The sequence below is a fragment of the Marinobacter sp. genome, assembly GCF_040904845.1.
In the GTDB taxonomy this organism is placed as follows: domain Bacteria; phylum Pseudomonadota; class Gammaproteobacteria; order Pseudomonadales; family Oleiphilaceae; genus Marinobacter.
Genome location: NZ_JBBDSR010000102.1, coordinates 1 through 17,970 on the forward strand (window position 1 = coordinate 1; position 17,970 = coordinate 17,970).

Consider the following 17,970-nt stretch of genomic DNA (forward strand, 5'->3'; position numbering starts at 1 on the left):
TACCGCCAGAAAGATCATGCATCATGGTACAAGACAGGCATCCACCACACCACGATCAACGTAAGGAGTAGCATCACCGACAAACCATCGAGGAACGCCTAGTGGCCACCATACACCTGAAACCCATGCTGGCCTGCCTGCTTGCCTGGGCCAGCCTGTCCGGGTGCGCATCGCACCATGGCTCGCCGGACACCGCTGCACCGACCTGGCCGGATACCAGCTTTGAACTCAAACAGAACCTCTCGTATACCCCCGAAGACTGGCCAGCCGCGCTGAACGCCGACCTGTATTTGCCAGAACGCCGCCACCACCGTAAGCACCCTGTGGTACTGCTGGTACACGGCGGTGGCTGGGAACGTCGTTCACGCGAGGATATGAGCGGCATTGCGGAGGACCTGGCCAGCCGGGGTTTTGCGGTGATGAACATCGACTACCGATTTGCCCCCGACCACACCTTTCCGGCCCAGCTTCACGATCTGCAAACCGCCATGCACTGGCTCCATGACAACAGCGAAGGGTACGGGCTGAGCCCGGACCACATCAGCGCTTTTGGCTTTTCCTCCGGCGCTCACCTGGTCACGTTGATGGCACTGGTTGCCAGCTCCGACAGCGAGCTCAACGAGCCGCACGGCGGCCCGCATACCCGGCCAGTGGCGGTGGTCGCAGGCGGCATTCCTTCGGATTTGAGAGCGTTCGGGTCTGGCAAGCTGATTCGCCAGTTCCTCGGTGGTGAGCAGAACGACATGCCAGACACCTACCGGCAGGCTTCCCCCATAGTCCACGTCAGCCCGGACGCGCCGCCGTTTTTCCTGTTCCACGGTGCCATGGACATGCTGGTACCGGTAAAACAGGCCCGTTGGCTGAGGGAGGAACTGACGAATCACCAGGTGCCCACCGAGTTCTATGAGATGCACCTGCGGGGCCACATCACCAGCTTTCTGACGTCAGGCACAGCGGTGGATCGAGCCACGGATTTCCTGCTTCGGCACGGCGTCTCACCGCTGTCCGCTAACCGATCCGCACAAACGGCAGCAGGCTCAGGGCGGCAATAGCGACAATCGCCAGGCAAGCGGCGAGGGTGGTCATCGGCTTTTCCCTGAGGCGAAACCAGAAGCCCCCGGTCTCACCCCTGGCCAGGCTGTCCTCGTAATTCCGACGCTGGCTCTCCAACCTTCGCTGCTGATAATCCATCAACAACGTCTTTGCCCGGACCGCTTCGTCATCGTCGTGCACCCAGAATCCGCCCATGCTGATTCCCCAGCGGCTGGGTGGGGTTTCGTAGTAGCGTACGCCGTGAGTCTCGAACAACTCGCGGATGTCATCGGCTTCGTCATCGGGCACATGGCGAAGGTTCATCAGATGGTGTGGCATGGTATCTCTGGTATCGGCAGCCGGAATGCCTATATCCTAGCATTCACACGGACAACTCACCGAACTTGCCGCCGGGATGCTGAATGACCGAAAGCCCCATCCGACTGTTGCTGGATTTTGACGCCAGGGTACGCCGTGATCAGGCGCAACAGCCGGCGTTCCTGCACCGGCGTGACCGCAAATTTGCCCTGATCTGTCAGGACAAGGGCACCACGCCCACTGCCCGTCAGTGGCTGCATCATCTGGATCGCGTCAATGGCCGCGCAGATCCGCAGTCTGCCGAGGCCACTATCCGGCGCTGGCGACAGATCACCCTGGGGTTTCTCGGGGCCGGTGCCGTGCTGGGTCTGTTTGCGATGCTGGGACTGCTGTTCTATGACGGCGGGCAACGCATCAACATCACGGTCATCCTCGGATTTGTTCTACTCCAGTGCCTGCTGGCCGCACTGACAACGGTTCAGGCCTTTGTCGGCTGGCAACCGTGGCGGCCACTCCTTACCCGCTTCGCCGGCGCCCGCCAGCCGGGCGTGATCAACCGGCTGCAACCGCAGCTTATGGCCCGGGCGGCTCATGGCGGTGGCGTGGCGTTTGGCATAGCCGGATGGCTGACCCTGCTGGTGATGGTGCTGATTCAGGATCTGGCCTTTGGCTGGAGCACCACCCTGAACACTGATAACAGCCGGTTTCTGGCACTTGTGGAAGCCATTGCAACCCCCTGGCACGGGTTCTGGCCGGCGGCGGTCCCCGATGCGGGTCTGGTGGACGCCACCCGTTTCTTCCGCGCCGGTGGCGGTGGTAACGCCACCGACCCGGCCCGCCTGGGTGACTGGTGGCCCTTTGTCGCCATGCTGTGGCTGTTTTACGTGATCCTGCCCCGATTAGCACTGACCACCCTCAGCCAGATCCACCTGCACCTGCGAGCACGGCACTTATTACAAAAACACCCGGGCATGACCGCCCTGCAGTACCGCCTGGAAACACCCACGCTGGACACCGGTAACGCTCACAACGATGCGGAACACCAACCAGACACCACGACCCACAACCAACTGCGCCCGCTGCCGGAAAGTGACACTGTGATCTGTTGGGCCGGGGCGGGCGAGCCGGAACTTCCGGATTCGCTGAACGGTCCTGAAACACGGGTGGTGCGAGCGGGCGGCCGGATCTCCCTGGAGGAAGACACTCAAACCCTTGCCTGTGCAGCGGATCATCTGGCGCGGGCATCCCGGCCAGCGGTTATTGTGGCAACCCGCAGTTGGGAGCCGCCTACCGGCGAACTGCAGGATTTTCTTGAGCAGGCCCGCAGCCAATGGCCCGCCGCCAGTCATGTCGCGATCGTGCCGCTGACAGACAACGGCACCGACAACCCACCCGACCACCAGTTACAACAGTGGCTGCGCTTTGCCGAGCGGCTGGGCCCGGATTTTGTCCACATCAGCCTGCCGCAGATGTCGACACACAACCCCTACCAGCGGGAGGGCGGATAACCATGGCAATCGCACCGGTTTTTGCGGTGGTGGGCCACCCCAACAAGGGCAAATCCAGCGTGGTCGCCACGCTGTCCCAGAATGACGCCATCGCCATTGCCCTTGAGCCCGGCACCACCCGCCAGCATCAGAACTACCCGCTAACGGTGGACGGCCAGGTGCTGTATACCCTGGTGGATACGCCAGGATTCCAACGCCCACGGCGGGTGCTGGCCTGGCTGGAGGCCCACAGTGCCACGGCCTCTGACCGTGCAGAGACCGTGGCTGCATTTGTTACCCAACACCGGGATGACACTCGATTCACCGATGAATGCGAGCTGCTAACGCCGCTGGCGGACGGTGCCGGTATTATCTACGTAGTGGACGGTTCCGTTCCCTACAGCGCGGAACACGAAGCGGAAATGACCATCCTGCGCTGGACCGGTCGCCCCAGCCTGGCGTTGATCAATAGCATCGGTCCTGACGATCACAGCGATACCTGGCATGCGGCGCTGGGCCAGTTTTTCCAGGTTGTTCGCAAGTTCAACGCTGTTCGCGCCCCGTTCGACCAGCATCTGAGCCTTTTAAGAGCATTTGGCCAACTGGAACCAAGCTGGGAAGCGCCACTGGATCAGGCCACACGGTTTCTTGCCAACCAGCGTCAGCAGCGCAAGCACCAGGCAGCGGCGCTGATTGCCCGGGCGCTGGAGGACCTGATGCGCTTTCAGGACAAGCGCACGCTGACGCTCAATCAGGTGGCAGCAACCAGCGACCAGGATCTTGCGGATACGCTTAGAGGGCGCTGGTACCAGCGCCAGCGACAGCGGGAACAGACTCTGCGGGTATCCATAGAACGGCTGTATCAGCACAACCAGATTCAGCGCCAGGAAGCCGAGCTTGAATGGCACAACGAGCATGATCTGTTCAGTGAAGACAGCCGCCAGGCCTGGTCGGTCAGCAAACGCTACCTGGCCACCGCAGGGTTTGGTGCCGGCGCGGTCAGCGGTGCAGGCATCGATGCGCTGACTCTGGGCCACTCCCTGGGTGCGGGAGCACTGGTCGGCGGCCTTCTTGGTGCCACCGGCAGCTATTTCTACGGAGATCGCCTTGCTTTGCCGGTACTCAGGATCGGTGCCCTGCAGGACGGCCTGAAAACCGCCACGTTCGGCCCGGTACAGGACAGCCAGTTCGGCTATGTTGTATTGGGGCGCGCGGTGGATCACTGGTGGCACATCAGCCAGCGCAACCACGCCGGTAGAGAACTTCTCGATCTGGCACCCGCCGACAGTCACTGGCTTGAAACGCTGGATCGCAGAAGCCGGCAGAATATTCAGCGGGTGTTTGACCGCTGCCGCAAACAGCGCTCTCCGGATGACCGGCAGCGCGCCGCACTCATCGCGGCAGTTGAACAGGCAATGACCGCCTACGACAATTGGCGGTTGAACCAGACATAACAGGAATGTTTATACTGTAAGGCTGTTCCATCACACAACGGGGAATGCGAATGAAAATCGTACGAGTGCAAGACATCATTGGTACCGAACGCGAAGTGAGCGACAAACAGTGGACCAGCCGCCGGTTGTTGTTGAAGAAGGACGGCATGGGCTTCTCGTTCCACGAGACCATCATCAAAGCCGGTTCCGAGCACACGTTCTGGTACAAGCACCACCTGGAAGCGGTTTACTGCGTGGCCGGCAATGGCCGGATCAAAGACCTCGCCACCGGTGAAGTGCACGAAATCACCGACGGCACTCTGTATTCTCTGGACAAGCACGACCGTCATACTCTTTACGGTGGCACCGAGGACATGCGCCTGATCTGCTCATTCAACCCGCCGGTTACCGGTCGCGAAGTGCACGACGAAGACGGCGCTTACCTGCCAGACACCAGCGAAAGCTAAGTCTTGCTCCTTGGCTAGTTCCCGGAGCGCAACCGCACCGCCACCGCAGGCATCGCTGCTTCCGGTGGCGGTATTGCTTTGGCTGGCCGGTGTCTACCTGCGCGTACCGGTGCTGGTGGCTCCGCCGCTGGCACCGTTCATCAGCGACGACCTGGCGCTGTCACAGACACTGACCGGCGCGCTCACCACACTGCCTATACTGATGCTCGCCGTTGGCTCCATACCCGGCTCCCTTGCCATCGCCCGCATCGGGCCACGCAACACCCTGGCGCTGGCCATGGTGGTGATGGTGATCGGTTCCGCAGGCCGGGGGCTGGTGCCGGACACCTTCACCCTGATGCTCGCCAGCGCCGTGATGGGGCTGGGTGTGGCGATGATGCAACCGGCACTGCCCGCACTGCTATCACGTTGGCTGGAGCCCCACCATCTGGCATTGGGCTCGGCCATCTACATGAACGGCATGCTGATGGGGGAATTCATCGGGGCCGGGATCACCCTGCCGGTGCTCATGCCTTTATTGGACAACAGCTGGCGTGCCACCATGCTGGCCTGGTCGCTACCGGCGTTGCTGGTGGCCGCCGCCCTGTTCCTGCCGAAAAGAGACCGCGCCCGGCCGGTACGGAAAATGGCCTGGCTGCCGGACTGGAGCAACCCGCTCACCCTCAGAATTGGCCTGCTGCTGGGACTTTCCGGCTCCATGTTCTTCGGACTTAACGCCTACATGAGCAACCTGCTGGAACAGCAGGGTCACTTCGAGAAACTGTCCCAGGCGCTGTTCTGGTATAACATCGCCCAGGTATTTGCGTCATTGGTCATGTTGAAAATGGCGAGGTACTGGGTAGGCCGCCGCTCACTGATCATCATCATGGCCACCATCAGCATCATCGGCACAATAGGCACCGTCCTTTTCACCGGCTGGTGGTCCATCGCCAGCGCCACCCTGATGAGCTTCGTCGCCGGCATGTTGCTGATCCTGCTGGTGGCCGTGCCCCCGCTGGTCATGCCCTCCGAGGAAACCGGCCGTCTCTCTGCCGGTACCTTCCTCGTCGGCTACACCCTGGCGTTCTCCGTCCCCATGCTGGGCGGCGTCCTGGCCGACTGGACCGGCGACGTCCGCCACGCCCTGATGGTAATGATCGGCTACAGCCTGCTGGTGCTGCCCCTGGCGTTCACCCTGGACCTGAAAAAACAAAAAGATGTCTGAGCGAAGCGAGTTATTTTTCCCAGAGGAAAAGACACCCCGCCCTGCAGCCACCCCCTAGCTAGATGTAATAGTCTTTGAGCGGAGGAAAGCCATTAAATTCCACCGCACTGTAAGTCGTCGTATAGGCCCCGGTAGACAACCAGTACATCCGGTCGCCGATGGCCAGGTTCAGCGGCAACGGGTACTTGTGATGCTCGTACATGATATCTGCGCTGTCACAGGTAGGGCCCGCGATTACACAGTCCTCGCCCTCGCCGACCTTCTCGGTCCAGATCGGGAACTTGATGGCCTCATCCAGCGTCTCAATCAAGCCGTTGAACTTGCCCACATCGGTAAACACCCAGCGGTGCAACGCGGTACGGGACTTCCGTGAAATCAGCACCACCTCGCTCACCAGCACCCCGGCGTTGGAAATCAGCGAACGACCAGGCTCTATAATGATCTGCGGCAGCTCATCACCGAAATCTTCACGCAGGAAGCGGGTAATTTCTTCCGCGTACACCTTCAGTTCGTTGGTGCGGGTAATGTAATTGGCCGGAAAACCGCCGCCCATGTTGATCATCTTCAGCTCGATACCGTCCTCTTCTTTCAGACGCTCGAAGATCACTTTCACCTTACTCAGAGCCGCGTCCCAGGCACCTATTTCACGCTGCTGCGAACCCACATGGAAAGACACACCATGAGGCACCAAGCCCAGATCCCGCGCCAGAATCAGCAGATCCATGGCCATGTCAGTCTGGCAGCCGAACTTGCGGGATAAGGGCCAGTCCGCGGTCAGTGTACCTTCGGTGAGAATACGCACGTAGATCTTCGAGCCCGGTGCCGCCTTGGCAATGTTGCGCAGGTCCGCTTCAGAGTCGGTGGCAAACATGCGCACACCCCTGTCGTAGAACGTGCGGATATCTCTGGCCTTTTTAATAGTATTGCCGTAGCTGATGCGATCGCCCGTCACGCCCAGAGCCATGACCTTATCCAGCTCATACACCGAGGCAATATCAAAGCTGGCACCCTTGTCCCGCAACATGGTCAGAACCTGCGGTGCCGGGTTGGCCTTTACGGCGTAGTAGACGCTGGCGTAGGGAAAGCCTTCCACCAGTTCGTCGTACTGATGATCGATGGTGGCAGTATCGATCACCACGAACGGGGTTTCTCTGGTATCGGCAAAGGCCTTGATGCGGGCAAAGGTAGCGGCATCGTAGTAATCAGCAAGGTTGGCGTTGGCGAACTCGGTCATGAATGGTGTTTCCCTCCAGCGGGCAAACAGACACAAAAAAGGGGTGCGGCAGTCTGGCTGCAGCACCCCGGATTGGCGCGATCATCGGGCTTTTTTCAGAACAGGAATATGAGCATATCTACCCATCACACAACGTCATATCACATAATTTCAGCGTTTGAAGAAAGCGAGGAAAGCACCGGCAACCACAGCTGCTGCACCGCCGATGAGATACCACATGGTTTCATCGGTGAACCTTCCGGTAAAGGTCTCGGAAAGCTGATCTCCCACCGAATCCGACGACTGCCAGCCAAAGAACAGCAGCAACACCCCGACCACCAGCAATACCACACCAAGTATTTTTCCGGTTCCCATTCCCTGTCTCCCTATGGTTAAACGTTCCTGAACGATAGCTGGCTTTACGGCGAAAATAAAGGCCGTTCTCGACCGCAAAGGGCCATAAGAGGTATTTTCCCACCCCGATTGATCCCAGCAACACCAAGCCCTGCAAACACCGACTCCCAATACTCAACGAACCGGCCGCTTTTTGGTGCCCTGCTGGGCCGTCGCCGTAAACGGGTCTTCCGGCCAGGGGTGTTTGGGGTAGCGGCCGCGAGAATCCTTTCGCACCTCGGGATAAACGTTCCGCCAGAAACTGGCCAGATCGGCAGTGACGGCCAGTGGGCGCTGGGCCGGAGACAGCAGGTGAATCACCACAGGTACCCGGCCACCGGCCACTGTCGGGGTTTCTGTCCAGCCGAACAGGGCCTGAAGTTTGGCTGCCAGCACCGGGCCGTTTTCCGCGGTGTAATCCAGGCGGACGCGCTGGCCGGTGGGGATGACCAAGGTAACCGGAGCCAGGGCCTCGAGCTGTTGCTGTTGCGGGTAATCCAGAAGACAGGCAAGTGCAGGCAGCAGATCGACCCGGCGCAGCTCCGACCAGCGGCTTATGCCGGTCATAAACGGCCCCAGCCACTGCTCCAGGTTTGTCAACAAAGCGACTTCTCCGGTCTCCGGCCAGCCGTCGTCAGGGCGAGCTGACGCCAACAGCCGCACGCGGGCACACCATTGGCGGCTGGCGTCGGTCCAGGGCAAGCTGTCCAGGCCCTTCTTGCGAATGGCATTGAGCAGTCCCTGATGAACCAACTGTGGATCAACCTGCGCCAAAGGCTGTTCCTGCAACACCAGTTCCCCCAATGTTCTCACCCTGCGGGCCACCACCGTGCCCCGGGCGTCATCCCAAAGGGCTTCTTCGGTGTCGTGAATGTGGCTGGCCAGGTCCTGTTCCAGATCCGGAATATCTACCGGTGCCGCCAGATAGATGGTTGCCTCCCGGGCCTTGCCGTCCAGTTCCGCCGCCACCAGCCAGTCATGACGGGCCAGCGGATCTTCGTCGCGCAATACGGCACCCTTACCGTTGCTGAGCTGATAGCGGGGTGCCTGCCCGGGCCGTCTTCGCGCTACGCGGTCCGGATAGGCGAGAGCCAGCAGCCGGCCGATTTCGGTTGCCGTCGGCGGCGTCTGCCCGCTACCGCTATCAGTCAGACGTTTGGCGGCCTGGCGTACGGCTTTCAGACGAGCCGGGTCCTGAGAGCGGTGGCCGCGCTCACCGTGGAGAACACGAATCCGTTCATGCACATCCGCCCCGGCACCCGGACCCAGCAGGTCACGCTCGCCCAGGAGCGCGGCAAGCTCGGCAGCAAGACCCCCAAGTCCGACACCCCGACCGCGCAATACCATGTGGGCCAGGCGGGGGTGAATGCCCAGTTTGCGGGCAGCTTTGCCATGAGCCGTGATGGCACCGTCGGCATCGAGCATATCCAACCACTGCAAAAGCGCCACCGCCTGCCGCCAGTGCGCTCCGGGCGGCTCATCAATCCACGCCACCCCAGCGGCGTCACGGGCACCCCACTGAGCGAGTTCCAGGACCAGCGGGGCGAGGTCGGCCTCCAGAATCTCCGGCGGTGTGTAATCCGCCAGCCCGAACTGTTCAGACTCCCGCCACAACCGGTAACACACCCCAGGCTCTACCCGACCGGCCCGGCCTTTTCTCTGTTCCGCTGAGGCTTTCGATACCCGACCGGTCACCAGCCGGGTCATGCCACTGTTGGGATCAAACACGGCGCGCCGCTGCTGGCCGCTGTCGATCACCACCCGCACACCGTCGATGGTCAGACTGGTTTCGGCAATGGCCGTGGCGAGCACCACTTTGCGCTGGTGCGCTGGGGCGGGCGCGATGGCGCGATCCTGTTCGTCGGATTTCAGGTTACCGTAAAGCGGCGCTATCACCACCTGCTCCGGCAGGTGCCCCCGCAGCTGCTGCTCTACCCGTCGGATCTCCCCGGCACCGGGCAAAAACACCAACAGGGAGCCGCTCTGCTCCCGCAACGCCTCCTGGATCACGGCCACCACCTGATCCACCACCCGGCCGACACGGGGCAGCGGCCGGTAGATCACATCGACCGGGAACGCCCGCCCTTCGCTGGAAATCACCGGCACGTCCCCCAATAGTCTCGCGATGGGGGCGCTATCCAGAGTGGCGGACATCACCACCAACCGTAGATCTTCCCGCAACGCCTGCTGGGATTCCCGCACCAGAGCCAGACCCAGGTCGGCCTGAAGAGAGCGCTCATGGAATTCATCGAAAATCACCGCGGCATACTCTTCCAGCATCGGATCGCTCTGGATCAGCCGCGTCAGAATGCCCTCGGTGACCACCTCAATTCGCGTCTGCACAGAAACTTTAGTGTCGAGCCGGGTGCGATAGCCCACCGTCTGTCCCGGTTTCTCCCCCAACTGCCCCGCCATAAACCTGGCCGCCGAGCGCGCCGCCAGCCGTCGGGGTTCCAACATCAGAATCTTGCGATCACCCCGCCAGGACGCACCCAGCAACGCCAGCGGCACACGGGTGGTTTTACCGGCTCCGGGGGGCGCTTGTAACAGGGCCGTGGTGCCATTCTCCAGGGTCCGGGCCAGCTCTGGGAGGATCGCGTCTATTGGGAGCTTGGTTTGAATCAATTCCCCACCTTTCCCACTGTCCCCACCTTCCTCACCCCGTCAGCTCTTATTGGCCCGGGGCACAAAAAACACAAAAATCAGCCCAAATGCCAGCGCCGCCACGCCGATCCCGAAGGCGCTCACCAGTGTGCCACCGCCATCCAGCCACTGCTTGGTGAGCCACGGCCCGACCATCTGAGTGAAACCGTACAGCGCCACCATCGCCGCGGACAAGCGGGGGCCCTGATGCGGATGCAGCGCGCGGCCGATGCGCTGGGTCAGCAGTACCGTGCCAAGGAAAGTGTTGCCAACCAGGGCAGCGCAGAGTACCAGGCCAAGGCCGCCGGGCAGCACCACGGCCGCCAGCACGCCAGCCAGCTGGATCACGAAATTCAGTTTCAGTGCGGGCAGGTCACCCATCATTGCGCCCAGTCTGTTCCAGATCCACGGCGCGGGGATGGTCGACAAGGCAACGATCAGCCAGGTGCCGTCCAGCAGCCAATGGCCCGCCGCCAACTGGACTTTGGCGAGCAACGGCAGGAATGTCATGGGCAGGATGTAACCCAGGCCGGCACCGGCATACGCCAGGAACAGCGGTATGCTGGCGCGATCCAGGAGCGGGCTGGTGGTGGTCACCGGCGTGTTGTCATCCTCCGGTTGGCGCGCGGGAACGTCCAACTTCATCAGCCGGGCCGCGCCCCACCAGGCCAACGGCACCGATACCAGGGCAGCGGGCCACCAGCGTTCAGCGCTCGCAAGCCATTCGGCACTGCCGGTTACCAGGCCACTGGAAACCAGCAAGCCAAGCCCAACGCCAATGTAGACCAGCCCGCTCATGGAAGCGCGGTTGCGCAGCACCAGCCATTCCAGAATCAACGCCGGAGCCTGAACAAACACGATGCCGTTGGCCACGCCGTTGATCCAGCGCAAGGTGGAGATAACGGTGAGATGGTCGGTCTGTGTGAGCATCAATGTGCTGGCGACGTGGACCGCCAGGAAGATCGGTAAGAGCCGTCGTATCTGGTCAATCCGGTGCCAACGGATGGCCAGCATCGCGCCCATTAGATAGCCGAGATAATTCCAGGTTGCCACCTCGGCACCGCCACCGGCACCGAACTGGCCATCATCTACGAGATAAGGCAACAGTGGCGTGTAAATGAACCGCCCCAAGCCGTGGACGACAAGCAACACCACCGCCCCGGCGGCCAGGACAGAAAACAGCTCCCTGGGGGAGGTACAGTTTTGGCGAGATAAGGACATATGGCGGTGCAACTCAACTGGAGCGGGGATGGTTTTCTTTCGCCCAGTGGTAGATACGCTCGAACGCTTCCGCCAGCGCTTCCGGATCATGGGGCGGCTGAAGCACGGCGATCATTTCGCCTTCGGGGTTGAGCAAGGCAAAATGGCCACTGTGGTCCACCAGCAGTTGGCCGTTTACCTCACGCTGCACAAACACCGCATTCATGCTTTTGGCCAGTGCGCGAAGGGTCTCCAGTTCGCCAGTCAGGCCATGGAAGTGGTCGCCGAAGAAACCAACATAGTCGCGAAGCCGCTCCGGCGTATCGTATTCCGGGTCGGCGCTGATCAGCAGGTAATCCGGCTGTGGAAGATCGTCAGACAGCAGGTTCTCGGTGCGTCGCAGATTTGCCATCGCTGCCGGGCAGATATCCGGGCAGTTGGTGTATCCCACAAATGCGAAGGTCCAGCGGCCCTTAAGATCATCACGGGTAACGGTCTCCCCCTGCTCGTTCAGCAACTCGAAGTCCGCCAGGGGTCGACCCTGCTCGTACACGTAGGCGTTAAGCTCCGCAAGCTCCGGTGCAGGCGTTGGCTCCTGATCCCCTTCCACGAAAACCTGCCGCGCAACCACCAGGCCAAAGACCAGCATTACGACCAGCAACAATATGATCAGGGTGAGGCGAATCGAGCCGTTCATGCCATCTCCACTCGGGGTCCGTCAGAAAAATACGAAATGGTCCACCAACAGCACCACGAACAGCGCCATCAGATAGGTAATGGAGTACTTGAACGTCTTGAGGGCAACGCGCCGGTCATCCCCTTTCAGCAAGCGGATTGAGTACTGCAGAAAACGCAGCCCCAATGCCAGCGCACCCACCAGATAGATCCCGCCGGACATACCGGTGACGAACGGCATCAGGCTGGCCGCCAACAACATAAAGGTGTACAGCACAATGTGCAGTTCGGTGTAACGGTTGCCGTGGGTCACCGGCAGCATCGGTATACCCGCCTTGGCGTATTCTTCCTTGCGATGGATCGCCAGGGCCCAGAAATGCGGGGGCGTCCAGGCAAAGATGATCAATACCAATAATAGCGCATGGCCGTCGACCTGACCGGTCACCGCAGTCCAGCCCAGCAGGGGCGGCATGGCACCGGCGAGACCGCCGATCACGATGTTCTGTGGTGTGGCGCGCTTCAGGAACAGGGTGTAGACCCCCGCATAGCCCACCAATGACGCCAGCGTGAGCCACGCCGTCAGGGCATTGACCTGCCAGACCAGAACGCCCATGCCGGCAGCCGCCAACAGTGTTGCGAACACCATCGCATCCATCGGGCTGATCTTGCCGGTGGCGACCGGGCGTTTGCGCGTCCGCGCCATGACGGTATCAATTTTCTGGTCGACGACGTGGTTAACCACCGCCGCTGCACCTGCGAGCAGGGCAATACCCAGATTGCCGTAAATCAGTACCGGCCACCCCGGCACACCGGGTGCCGCCAGCAACATGCCGATCACTGACGTCAGGATCATCAGCGCCACTACCCTGGGCTTGGTCAGCTCCAGGAAGTCCCGCCAGGAAATGGTGGTGCTGGTCTCTCTCTCGGTATTCTCGGCCGGCAGTGTTTCCACGTGCTCGCTCATGCCGTCACCTCTTGATGCTTTGCGGTTGTATGTTGGCGGCTGACCGCCTTTGATCGCGTATGTTCATGCAGTCGCCAGAGCAGGTTGATCACCGCCAGCAACAGACCCGCGCCCATCGCATTGTGTGCCACAGCGATAGAGAGTGGTATATGGAAGGCCACGTTGGCAAGCCCTAATGCAATCTGCGCTATCAAGACAAGGGCAACCAGCTGAATGGGCCGGGCCAGGCCGGTATTCCGAAGTCGCCGCCACATGACCGCCAGCAACATGGCAAAGTACCCCAGTACCAACAACGCCCCGATGCGGTGGGTTAGATGAATGGCCACACGGCCATCCGCAGTCAACTGACCACCCAGGTAGTTGGGACCAACATGCTGGGCCACATCAAAGCCGTGGCGGAAGTCCATGTCGGCGGGCCACCATTCGCCCTGGCAGGTTGGTAAATCGGTACAGGCCACGGCGGCGTAATTCGCCGCCGTCCAGGCCCCCAGGGCTATTTGCATGATCACCAGGGCAAGCCCACCGAAGAGCCACGGCCGGAAGCGTCCAACATGGCGGTTCGTCGCTGTTTCTTCGCAGTCCCGCTTCGGCCAGGCGCGTAGTCGCAACGTCAACAACGTCAGCAAGCTGATCGTGGTAAACCCTCCCAACAGGTGAAGGGCGACCACCTGCGGCCAGAGTTTGAGCGTCACGGTCCACATGCCGAACGCACCCTGAAGAATGATGAAGCCTGCGATGAACAACGGCAATTTGACCGGCAAACCCTCACGCCGGTGGCGAATAGCGTAAGCTGCGATGCCGAATACCACCAGACCGAGGGTGCCCGCGGCATAGCGATGAATCATTTCCGGCCAGCCTTTGGTGACATCCACGGGTGTTTCCGGGAACCGCATGTTGGCAATGGCAATGCTTTCCGCACTCTGGGGCACGGACAAAAACCCGTAACAGCCAGGCCAGTCCGGACAACCGAGGCCGGCATGAACCAGCCGTGTCCAGGCCCCCAGCATGATGACTACCGCAGCCAGCAGCGTGGCAAACAGTGCCCAGCGCCCAAGAATACGGGCACGATGAGATACAGCAGCCTGGGGCTGGGTCAAGGTCAACTTCCTCCGAGCGTCCGGTTACCCAATCTGGGACAGTTTCATCAGTTGCTTGAAATCCTTGAGCATATCTTTACCGGAATGCTCATTGCCGTAATGCATCATGACGTTGCCAAACGGATCGATCAGCAGAATTCTTGGCTCTTCGTCGGGATGCACACCCGCTGGCCAGCCGGAGCCACCAGCGCCGCTGCGCTCCAGGCGTTCCGTCGAGCCATATTCATCGGACCAGCTCGCCTCGAGTTCCGCTGACGCGGAACCAAGCCAGGCGGCACGCGACATCCTGTCAGCATTCTTGCCAAGCGCAATGTTGACCTGACGTGTCAGATACAACAGGTTTTCGCAGGCGTCGGTACAATCGTTGGCAACCACCAGCGTCATCCATTCGGCGTTTGTGTGCTCCGGACCGAAGCGGGCTGCGAGGGCGTCGCCATCCGGCGTCTGCAGGCCAAGTTCGGAAACCGGCACTGCCGGCTCTATCAATACGCCGTTGTTGGTGTGTCCGGCCGGATTGAGCCAGCCGGTGTAAAACATGACCGTGGCAAACACCATCGGGCCAAAGCCGATCACAAACAGCAGCAACGCTGTACGCCGGCCACGCCGGACCTGTTCGGGCGTGGGGCCATCTTTGTGCTGTGCGGGGGACCCGTCAGCCGATGTCGTTGTCATTATTGGCTCCTGTTTTTCGATAACTCGCGACTGCCGTCAATATAACCAGTGCAAGGGCCAGTGAAAACCACTGAAACGCATATCCGTAATGGGTTTGTGGCCCCATCACATCCGGTGCCCAATCGGCACGATACGCACCGGGCTGGTCTCGGTCTGCCAGCCTGATCAGAGCTGAGGCAAGATTGTCCGCCTGCGCCATGGCTGCGGATCTTGGCAACGTCTGGACCCGCCGGGGCCAGCCTTCCACCTGCCTGGGGCTGTCAGCCAGTACCGGAGGCTCCGGAAACGCCGCCAGCCGGCCCTGGATAGCTACCTCACCGGCGGGCGCGTCTATGGCGGGTAAGCTCGCCCGGGTTTTCGGGGCACGTACCCAGCCACGGTTTATCACTACCGGGCGGCCTGCATTCGGGTAAAACAGGGTGAGCACTTCGTAACCTGGTGCGCCATCCCGGGTCCGATTGTCCAGCAACCAAGTGTACTCGCTGTAGCGGCCCTGGACCGTTACCGGGCGTCCATGGTCAAGGCCCTGGCGTACCTGCTGTTCCCAACTCAGGTTTTCGCCCTGCAGTTGCCATTGCTGAAGTTGCTGCTGCTTTTCCTCTGCCCGCCCCAGTTGCCAGACTCCCAGACTGATCAGCACCGGCAGGAATGCACCGGCGAACACCAGCAAACGCCAGTCAAAGTGCCAACGGCGATGTTTATACGGCCCCGATTCTGACATGCTCTGTTATAGTGACCTCAGAATAAATACCATCAGACACAGGAAACCCCATGCTAAAAGCGGTTGTCATTATTCTCATGCTGGCTGTCATCGTCAGTCTTTTCAGCGGGCTGTTCTTTTTGATCCGGGACGGCGGCAAAACTAACCGTGTGGTGAACTCGCTGACGGTGCGGGTAGTACTGAGTGTATTGCTGCTATTGGTGATTCTGCTTTCGCTCTGGCAAGGGGGCCTGGAGCTGAACCCGACCCCCTGATATTACTTCAGATGACGTACACAAACACGAACAGTCCAAGCCACACTACGTCAACAAAGTGCCAGTACCAGGCGGCAGCTTCGAAGCCGAAATGCTTGTCCGCACTGAAATGGCCTTTGTTGATCCGGATCAGCATGATGACCAGCATCAGCGTACCCAACATGACATGGGCACCGTGGAACCCGGTCAGCATGAAAAAGGTACTGCCATAGATGCCGGATTGCAGCGTAAGGTCCAAGTCCCTGTAGGCATGAACGTATTCATAGCCCTGAACAAACATGAATACCACAGCCAGGCCGATGGTTGTTCCCAGCCAAAGCTTCAGCTTCTGGCGGTGCTCTTCCTTGATGGCATGGTGTGCCACAGTCAAAGTGAATGACGAGGTCACCAGCAGGACGGTGTTGATCAACGGCAGCCCCCAGGGGCCAATCACTTCTTTCGGCCCAGGAAAGGCACCGGGGTCCGGATTGTTGATCAGTGGCCAGGAGGCCTGGAAGCCTTCCCACAGCATGTTACTGCTGCCTTTGTCGCCTTCACCGCCGAGCCAGGGCACAACGAATACGCGGGCATAGAACAGGGCCCCGAAAAATGCCGCAAAGAACATCACTTCCGAGAAAATGAACCAGCTCATACCCCAGCGGAAAGACCGGTCCATCTGCGGGCTGTAGAGCCCATCCCGGCTTTCCTTGATAACACTGCCGAACCAGCCAAACAGCATGTAGGCCATGATCACTGAGCCAACCCAGAACATGACCCATGATCCGGTGGTCGACTCACCCTGATTGCCATTAACCATGATTGAGGCAACCCCATACATGGTAACCCCCAGGCCGATCGTCGCAATGATCGGCCATTTACTCTGTTCTGGAACGTAATAGGTCTGGTTTTCCGCCATGACAATCTCCGATGGCTTATCCATTATCGTCTGTTGTTTTCATGACCCGGGCAATGTCGGATACGCCGGGTCACTTCACTTCCGGTGGTGTCGCGAAGGTGTGGTAAGGCGCGGGCGAAGGCACCGTCCACTCCAGCCCTTCGGCTCCGTCCCAGGGCTTCGCCGAGGCTTTCTCGCCACCCCTGGCGCACTTGACCACGATCAGCAGGAACAGCAACTGCGTGGCACCGAACATGAAGGCACCCACACTGGAGATCATGTTGAAATCGGCGAACTGCAGCGCGTAATCCGGAATCCGCCGCGGCATGCCGGCCAGGCCGAGAAAGTGCATTGGGAAGAAGGCCAGGTTCATACCCACAAATGACAGCCAGAAGTGGGTTTTGCCCAGGGTTTCGTCGTACATGTGGCCGGTCCACTTTGGCAGCCAGTAATACGCCGAGGCAAAGATGCCAAAGATCGCACCCGGTACCAGCACATAATGGAAGTGTGCCACCACGAAGTAAGTGTCGTGATACTGGAAATCCGCCGGTGCAATCGCCAGCATCAGGCCCGAGAACCCGCCGATGGTGAACAGAATCACAAAGGCCACCGCGAACAGCATGGGCGTTTCAAAACTGAGGGCACCACGGAACATGGTCGCGACCCAGTTAAACACTTTCACCCCGGTAGGCACGGCAATCAGCATGGTGGCGTACATGAAGAACAGCTGGCCGGCGATGGGAATGCCCACGGTGAACATGTGGTGAGCCCAGACCACGAACGACATCAGCGCAATCGCACCCACTGCATAAACCATGGAGGCATAGCCGAACAACGGTTTGCGCGAGAATGCCGGAATGATATGCGACACCGCGCCAAACGCCGGCAGAATCATGATGTACACCTCGGGGTGCCCAAAGAACCAGAACACGTGCTGGAACAGCACTGGATCACCACCACCGGAGGCATCAAAGAAGCTGGTACCGAAGTTGATATCCATCAACATCATGGTCACCACACCCGCCAGCACCGGCATTACGGCGATCAACAGGAATGCGGTGATCAGCCAGGTCCAGACGAACATCGGCATCTTCATCAGGGTCATGCCTGGTGCGCGCATGTTAAGTATGGTGGCGATCACGTTGATGGCACCCATGATGGATGACACACCCATAATGTGGATAGCAAAGATGAAGAACGTTGTACTTGGCGGCCCATAGGTCGTCGACAGGGGCGCGTAGAAGGTCCAGCCAAAGTTGGGCCCGCCACCGGACATGAACAGCGTGGACACCAGAATCAGGAAGGCACACGGCAGCAACCAGA

Annotated in this window: 18 protein-coding genes; 6 read left to right on the top strand and 12 right to left on the bottom strand. The window is 60.3% G+C overall.

Translation table 11 applies throughout. From position 1 onward, the window contains the following. The first annotated feature begins 101 nt into the window (after positions 1–101). Positions 102–1,052 (top strand): alpha/beta hydrolase fold domain-containing protein, encoded by a 951-nt coding sequence (locus WD429_RS12870; RefSeq protein ID WP_368422581.1) that lies wholly within the window; start codon positions 102–104, stop codon positions 1,050–1,052. Here the strand turns inward: WD429_RS12870 and WD429_RS12875 are convergent. Then, a complete protein-coding gene (locus WD429_RS12875) occupies positions 1,009–1,371 on the bottom strand; it encodes a DUF6164 family protein (protein WP_368422582.1) in 363 nt (120 codons plus the stop codon). The genes WD429_RS12870 and WD429_RS12875 overlap by 44 nt on opposite strands. An 83-nt stretch (positions 1,372–1,454) precedes the next feature. On the opposite strand from WD429_RS12875, the gene WD429_RS12880 reads away from it, so the two are divergent. From WD429_RS12880 to WD429_RS12895, 4 genes are read left to right on the top strand one after another with little or no spacing between them, the layout of a single operon-like run. Next, complete coding sequence (locus tag WD429_RS12880; protein WP_368422583.1) at positions 1,455–2,858, top strand: DUF2868 domain-containing protein; 1,404 nt, start codon at positions 1,455–1,457, stop codon at positions 2,856–2,858. A 2-nt stretch (positions 2,859–2,860) separates the two neighbouring features. Continuing rightward, entirely contained in the window at positions 2,861–4,291 is a 1,431-nt protein-coding gene (locus tag WD429_RS12885) for a GTPase/DUF3482 domain-containing protein (protein WP_368422584.1), read from the top strand. Positions 4,292–4,341: 50 nt separating this feature from the next. Next, complete coding sequence (locus WD429_RS12890) at positions 4,342–4,737, top strand: ectoine synthase (protein WP_368422585.1); 396 nt, start codon at positions 4,342–4,344, stop codon at positions 4,735–4,737. A 10-nt stretch (positions 4,738–4,747) separates the two neighbouring features. Then, positions 4,748–5,941: a CynX/NimT family MFS transporter gene (locus WD429_RS12895; protein WP_368422586.1), complete on the top strand. Its 1,194-nt coding sequence runs from the start codon at positions 4,748–4,750 to the stop codon at positions 5,939–5,941. A 58-nt stretch (positions 5,942–5,999) separates the two neighbouring features. Here WD429_RS12895 and WD429_RS12900 read toward each other — a convergent pair whose 3' ends face one another. The 9 genes from WD429_RS12900 to WD429_RS12940 form a co-directional block, all read right to left on the bottom strand. Beyond that, positions 6,000–7,175 (bottom strand): type III PLP-dependent enzyme, encoded by a 1,176-nt coding sequence (locus WD429_RS12900; RefSeq protein WP_368422587.1) that lies wholly within the window; start codon positions 7,173–7,175, stop codon positions 6,000–6,002. A gap of 150 nt (positions 7,176–7,325) precedes the next feature. Next, positions 7,326–7,529, bottom strand: coding sequence for a DUF3185 family protein (locus tag WD429_RS12905; RefSeq protein WP_368422588.1), 204 nt, complete (start codon positions 7,527–7,529; stop codon positions 7,326–7,328). Positions 7,530–7,682: 153 nt separating this feature from the next. After that, a complete protein-coding gene (gene hrpB, locus WD429_RS12910) occupies positions 7,683–10,172 on the bottom strand; it encodes an ATP-dependent helicase HrpB (protein WP_368422589.1) in 2,490 nt (829 codons plus the stop codon). Between the two features lie 39 nt (positions 10,173–10,211). Further along, positions 10,212–11,411, bottom strand: a complete 1,200-nt coding sequence (locus WD429_RS12915) for a YbfB/YjiJ family MFS transporter (protein ID WP_368422590.1) — start codon at positions 11,409–11,411, stop codon at positions 10,212–10,214. A gap of 13 nt (positions 11,412–11,424) precedes the next feature. After that, the gene (locus tag WD429_RS12920) at positions 11,425–12,087 is read right to left on the bottom strand and encodes an SCO family protein (RefSeq protein WP_368422591.1); all 663 of its coding nucleotides are present in this window, start codon (positions 12,085–12,087) and stop codon (positions 11,425–11,427) included. Between the two features lie 21 nt (positions 12,088–12,108). Then, complete coding sequence (cyoE, locus tag WD429_RS12925) at positions 12,109–13,029, bottom strand: heme o synthase (protein ID WP_368422592.1); 921 nt, start codon at positions 13,027–13,029, stop codon at positions 12,109–12,111. Beyond that, a complete protein-coding gene (locus WD429_RS12930; RefSeq protein ID WP_368422593.1) occupies positions 13,026–14,132 on the bottom strand; it encodes a heme A synthase in 1,107 nt (368 codons plus the stop codon). The genes cyoE and WD429_RS12930 overlap by 4 nt, the downstream gene beginning before the upstream one ends. An 18-nt stretch (positions 14,133–14,150) precedes the next feature. Beyond that, on the bottom strand, positions 14,151–14,798 hold the full coding sequence (locus WD429_RS12935; RefSeq protein WP_368422594.1) for a hypothetical protein: 648 nt from the start codon (positions 14,796–14,798) through the stop codon (positions 14,151–14,153). Then, complete coding sequence (locus WD429_RS12940) at positions 14,779–15,519, bottom strand: SURF1 family protein (RefSeq protein ID WP_368422595.1); 741 nt, start codon at positions 15,517–15,519, stop codon at positions 14,779–14,781. The genes WD429_RS12935 and WD429_RS12940 overlap by 20 nt, the downstream gene beginning before the upstream one ends. Before the next feature lie 50 nt (positions 15,520–15,569). Here WD429_RS12940 and WD429_RS12945 point away from each other — a divergent pair, with 50 nt between their 5' ends. Then, positions 15,570–15,773 carry a twin transmembrane helix small protein gene (locus WD429_RS12945; protein ID WP_368422596.1) on the top strand — a complete coding sequence of 68 codons (204 nt, stop codon included), beginning with the start codon at positions 15,570–15,572 and terminating at the stop codon, positions 15,771–15,773. 7 nt (positions 15,774–15,780) lie between these two features. Here the strand turns inward: WD429_RS12945 and WD429_RS12950 are convergent, their stop codons facing one another. Together WD429_RS12950 and WD429_RS12955 are read right to left on the bottom strand one after the other, a co-directional pair. Next, the gene (locus WD429_RS12950) at positions 15,781–16,668 is read right to left on the bottom strand and encodes a cytochrome c oxidase subunit 3 (protein WP_368422597.1); all 888 of its coding nucleotides are present in this window, start codon (positions 16,666–16,668) and stop codon (positions 15,781–15,783) included. A gap of 70 nt (positions 16,669–16,738) precedes the next feature. Further along, positions 16,739–17,970 (bottom strand): cbb3-type cytochrome c oxidase subunit I (locus tag WD429_RS12955; RefSeq protein ID WP_368422598.1); only part of this gene is annotated, 1,232 nt, incomplete at its 5' end.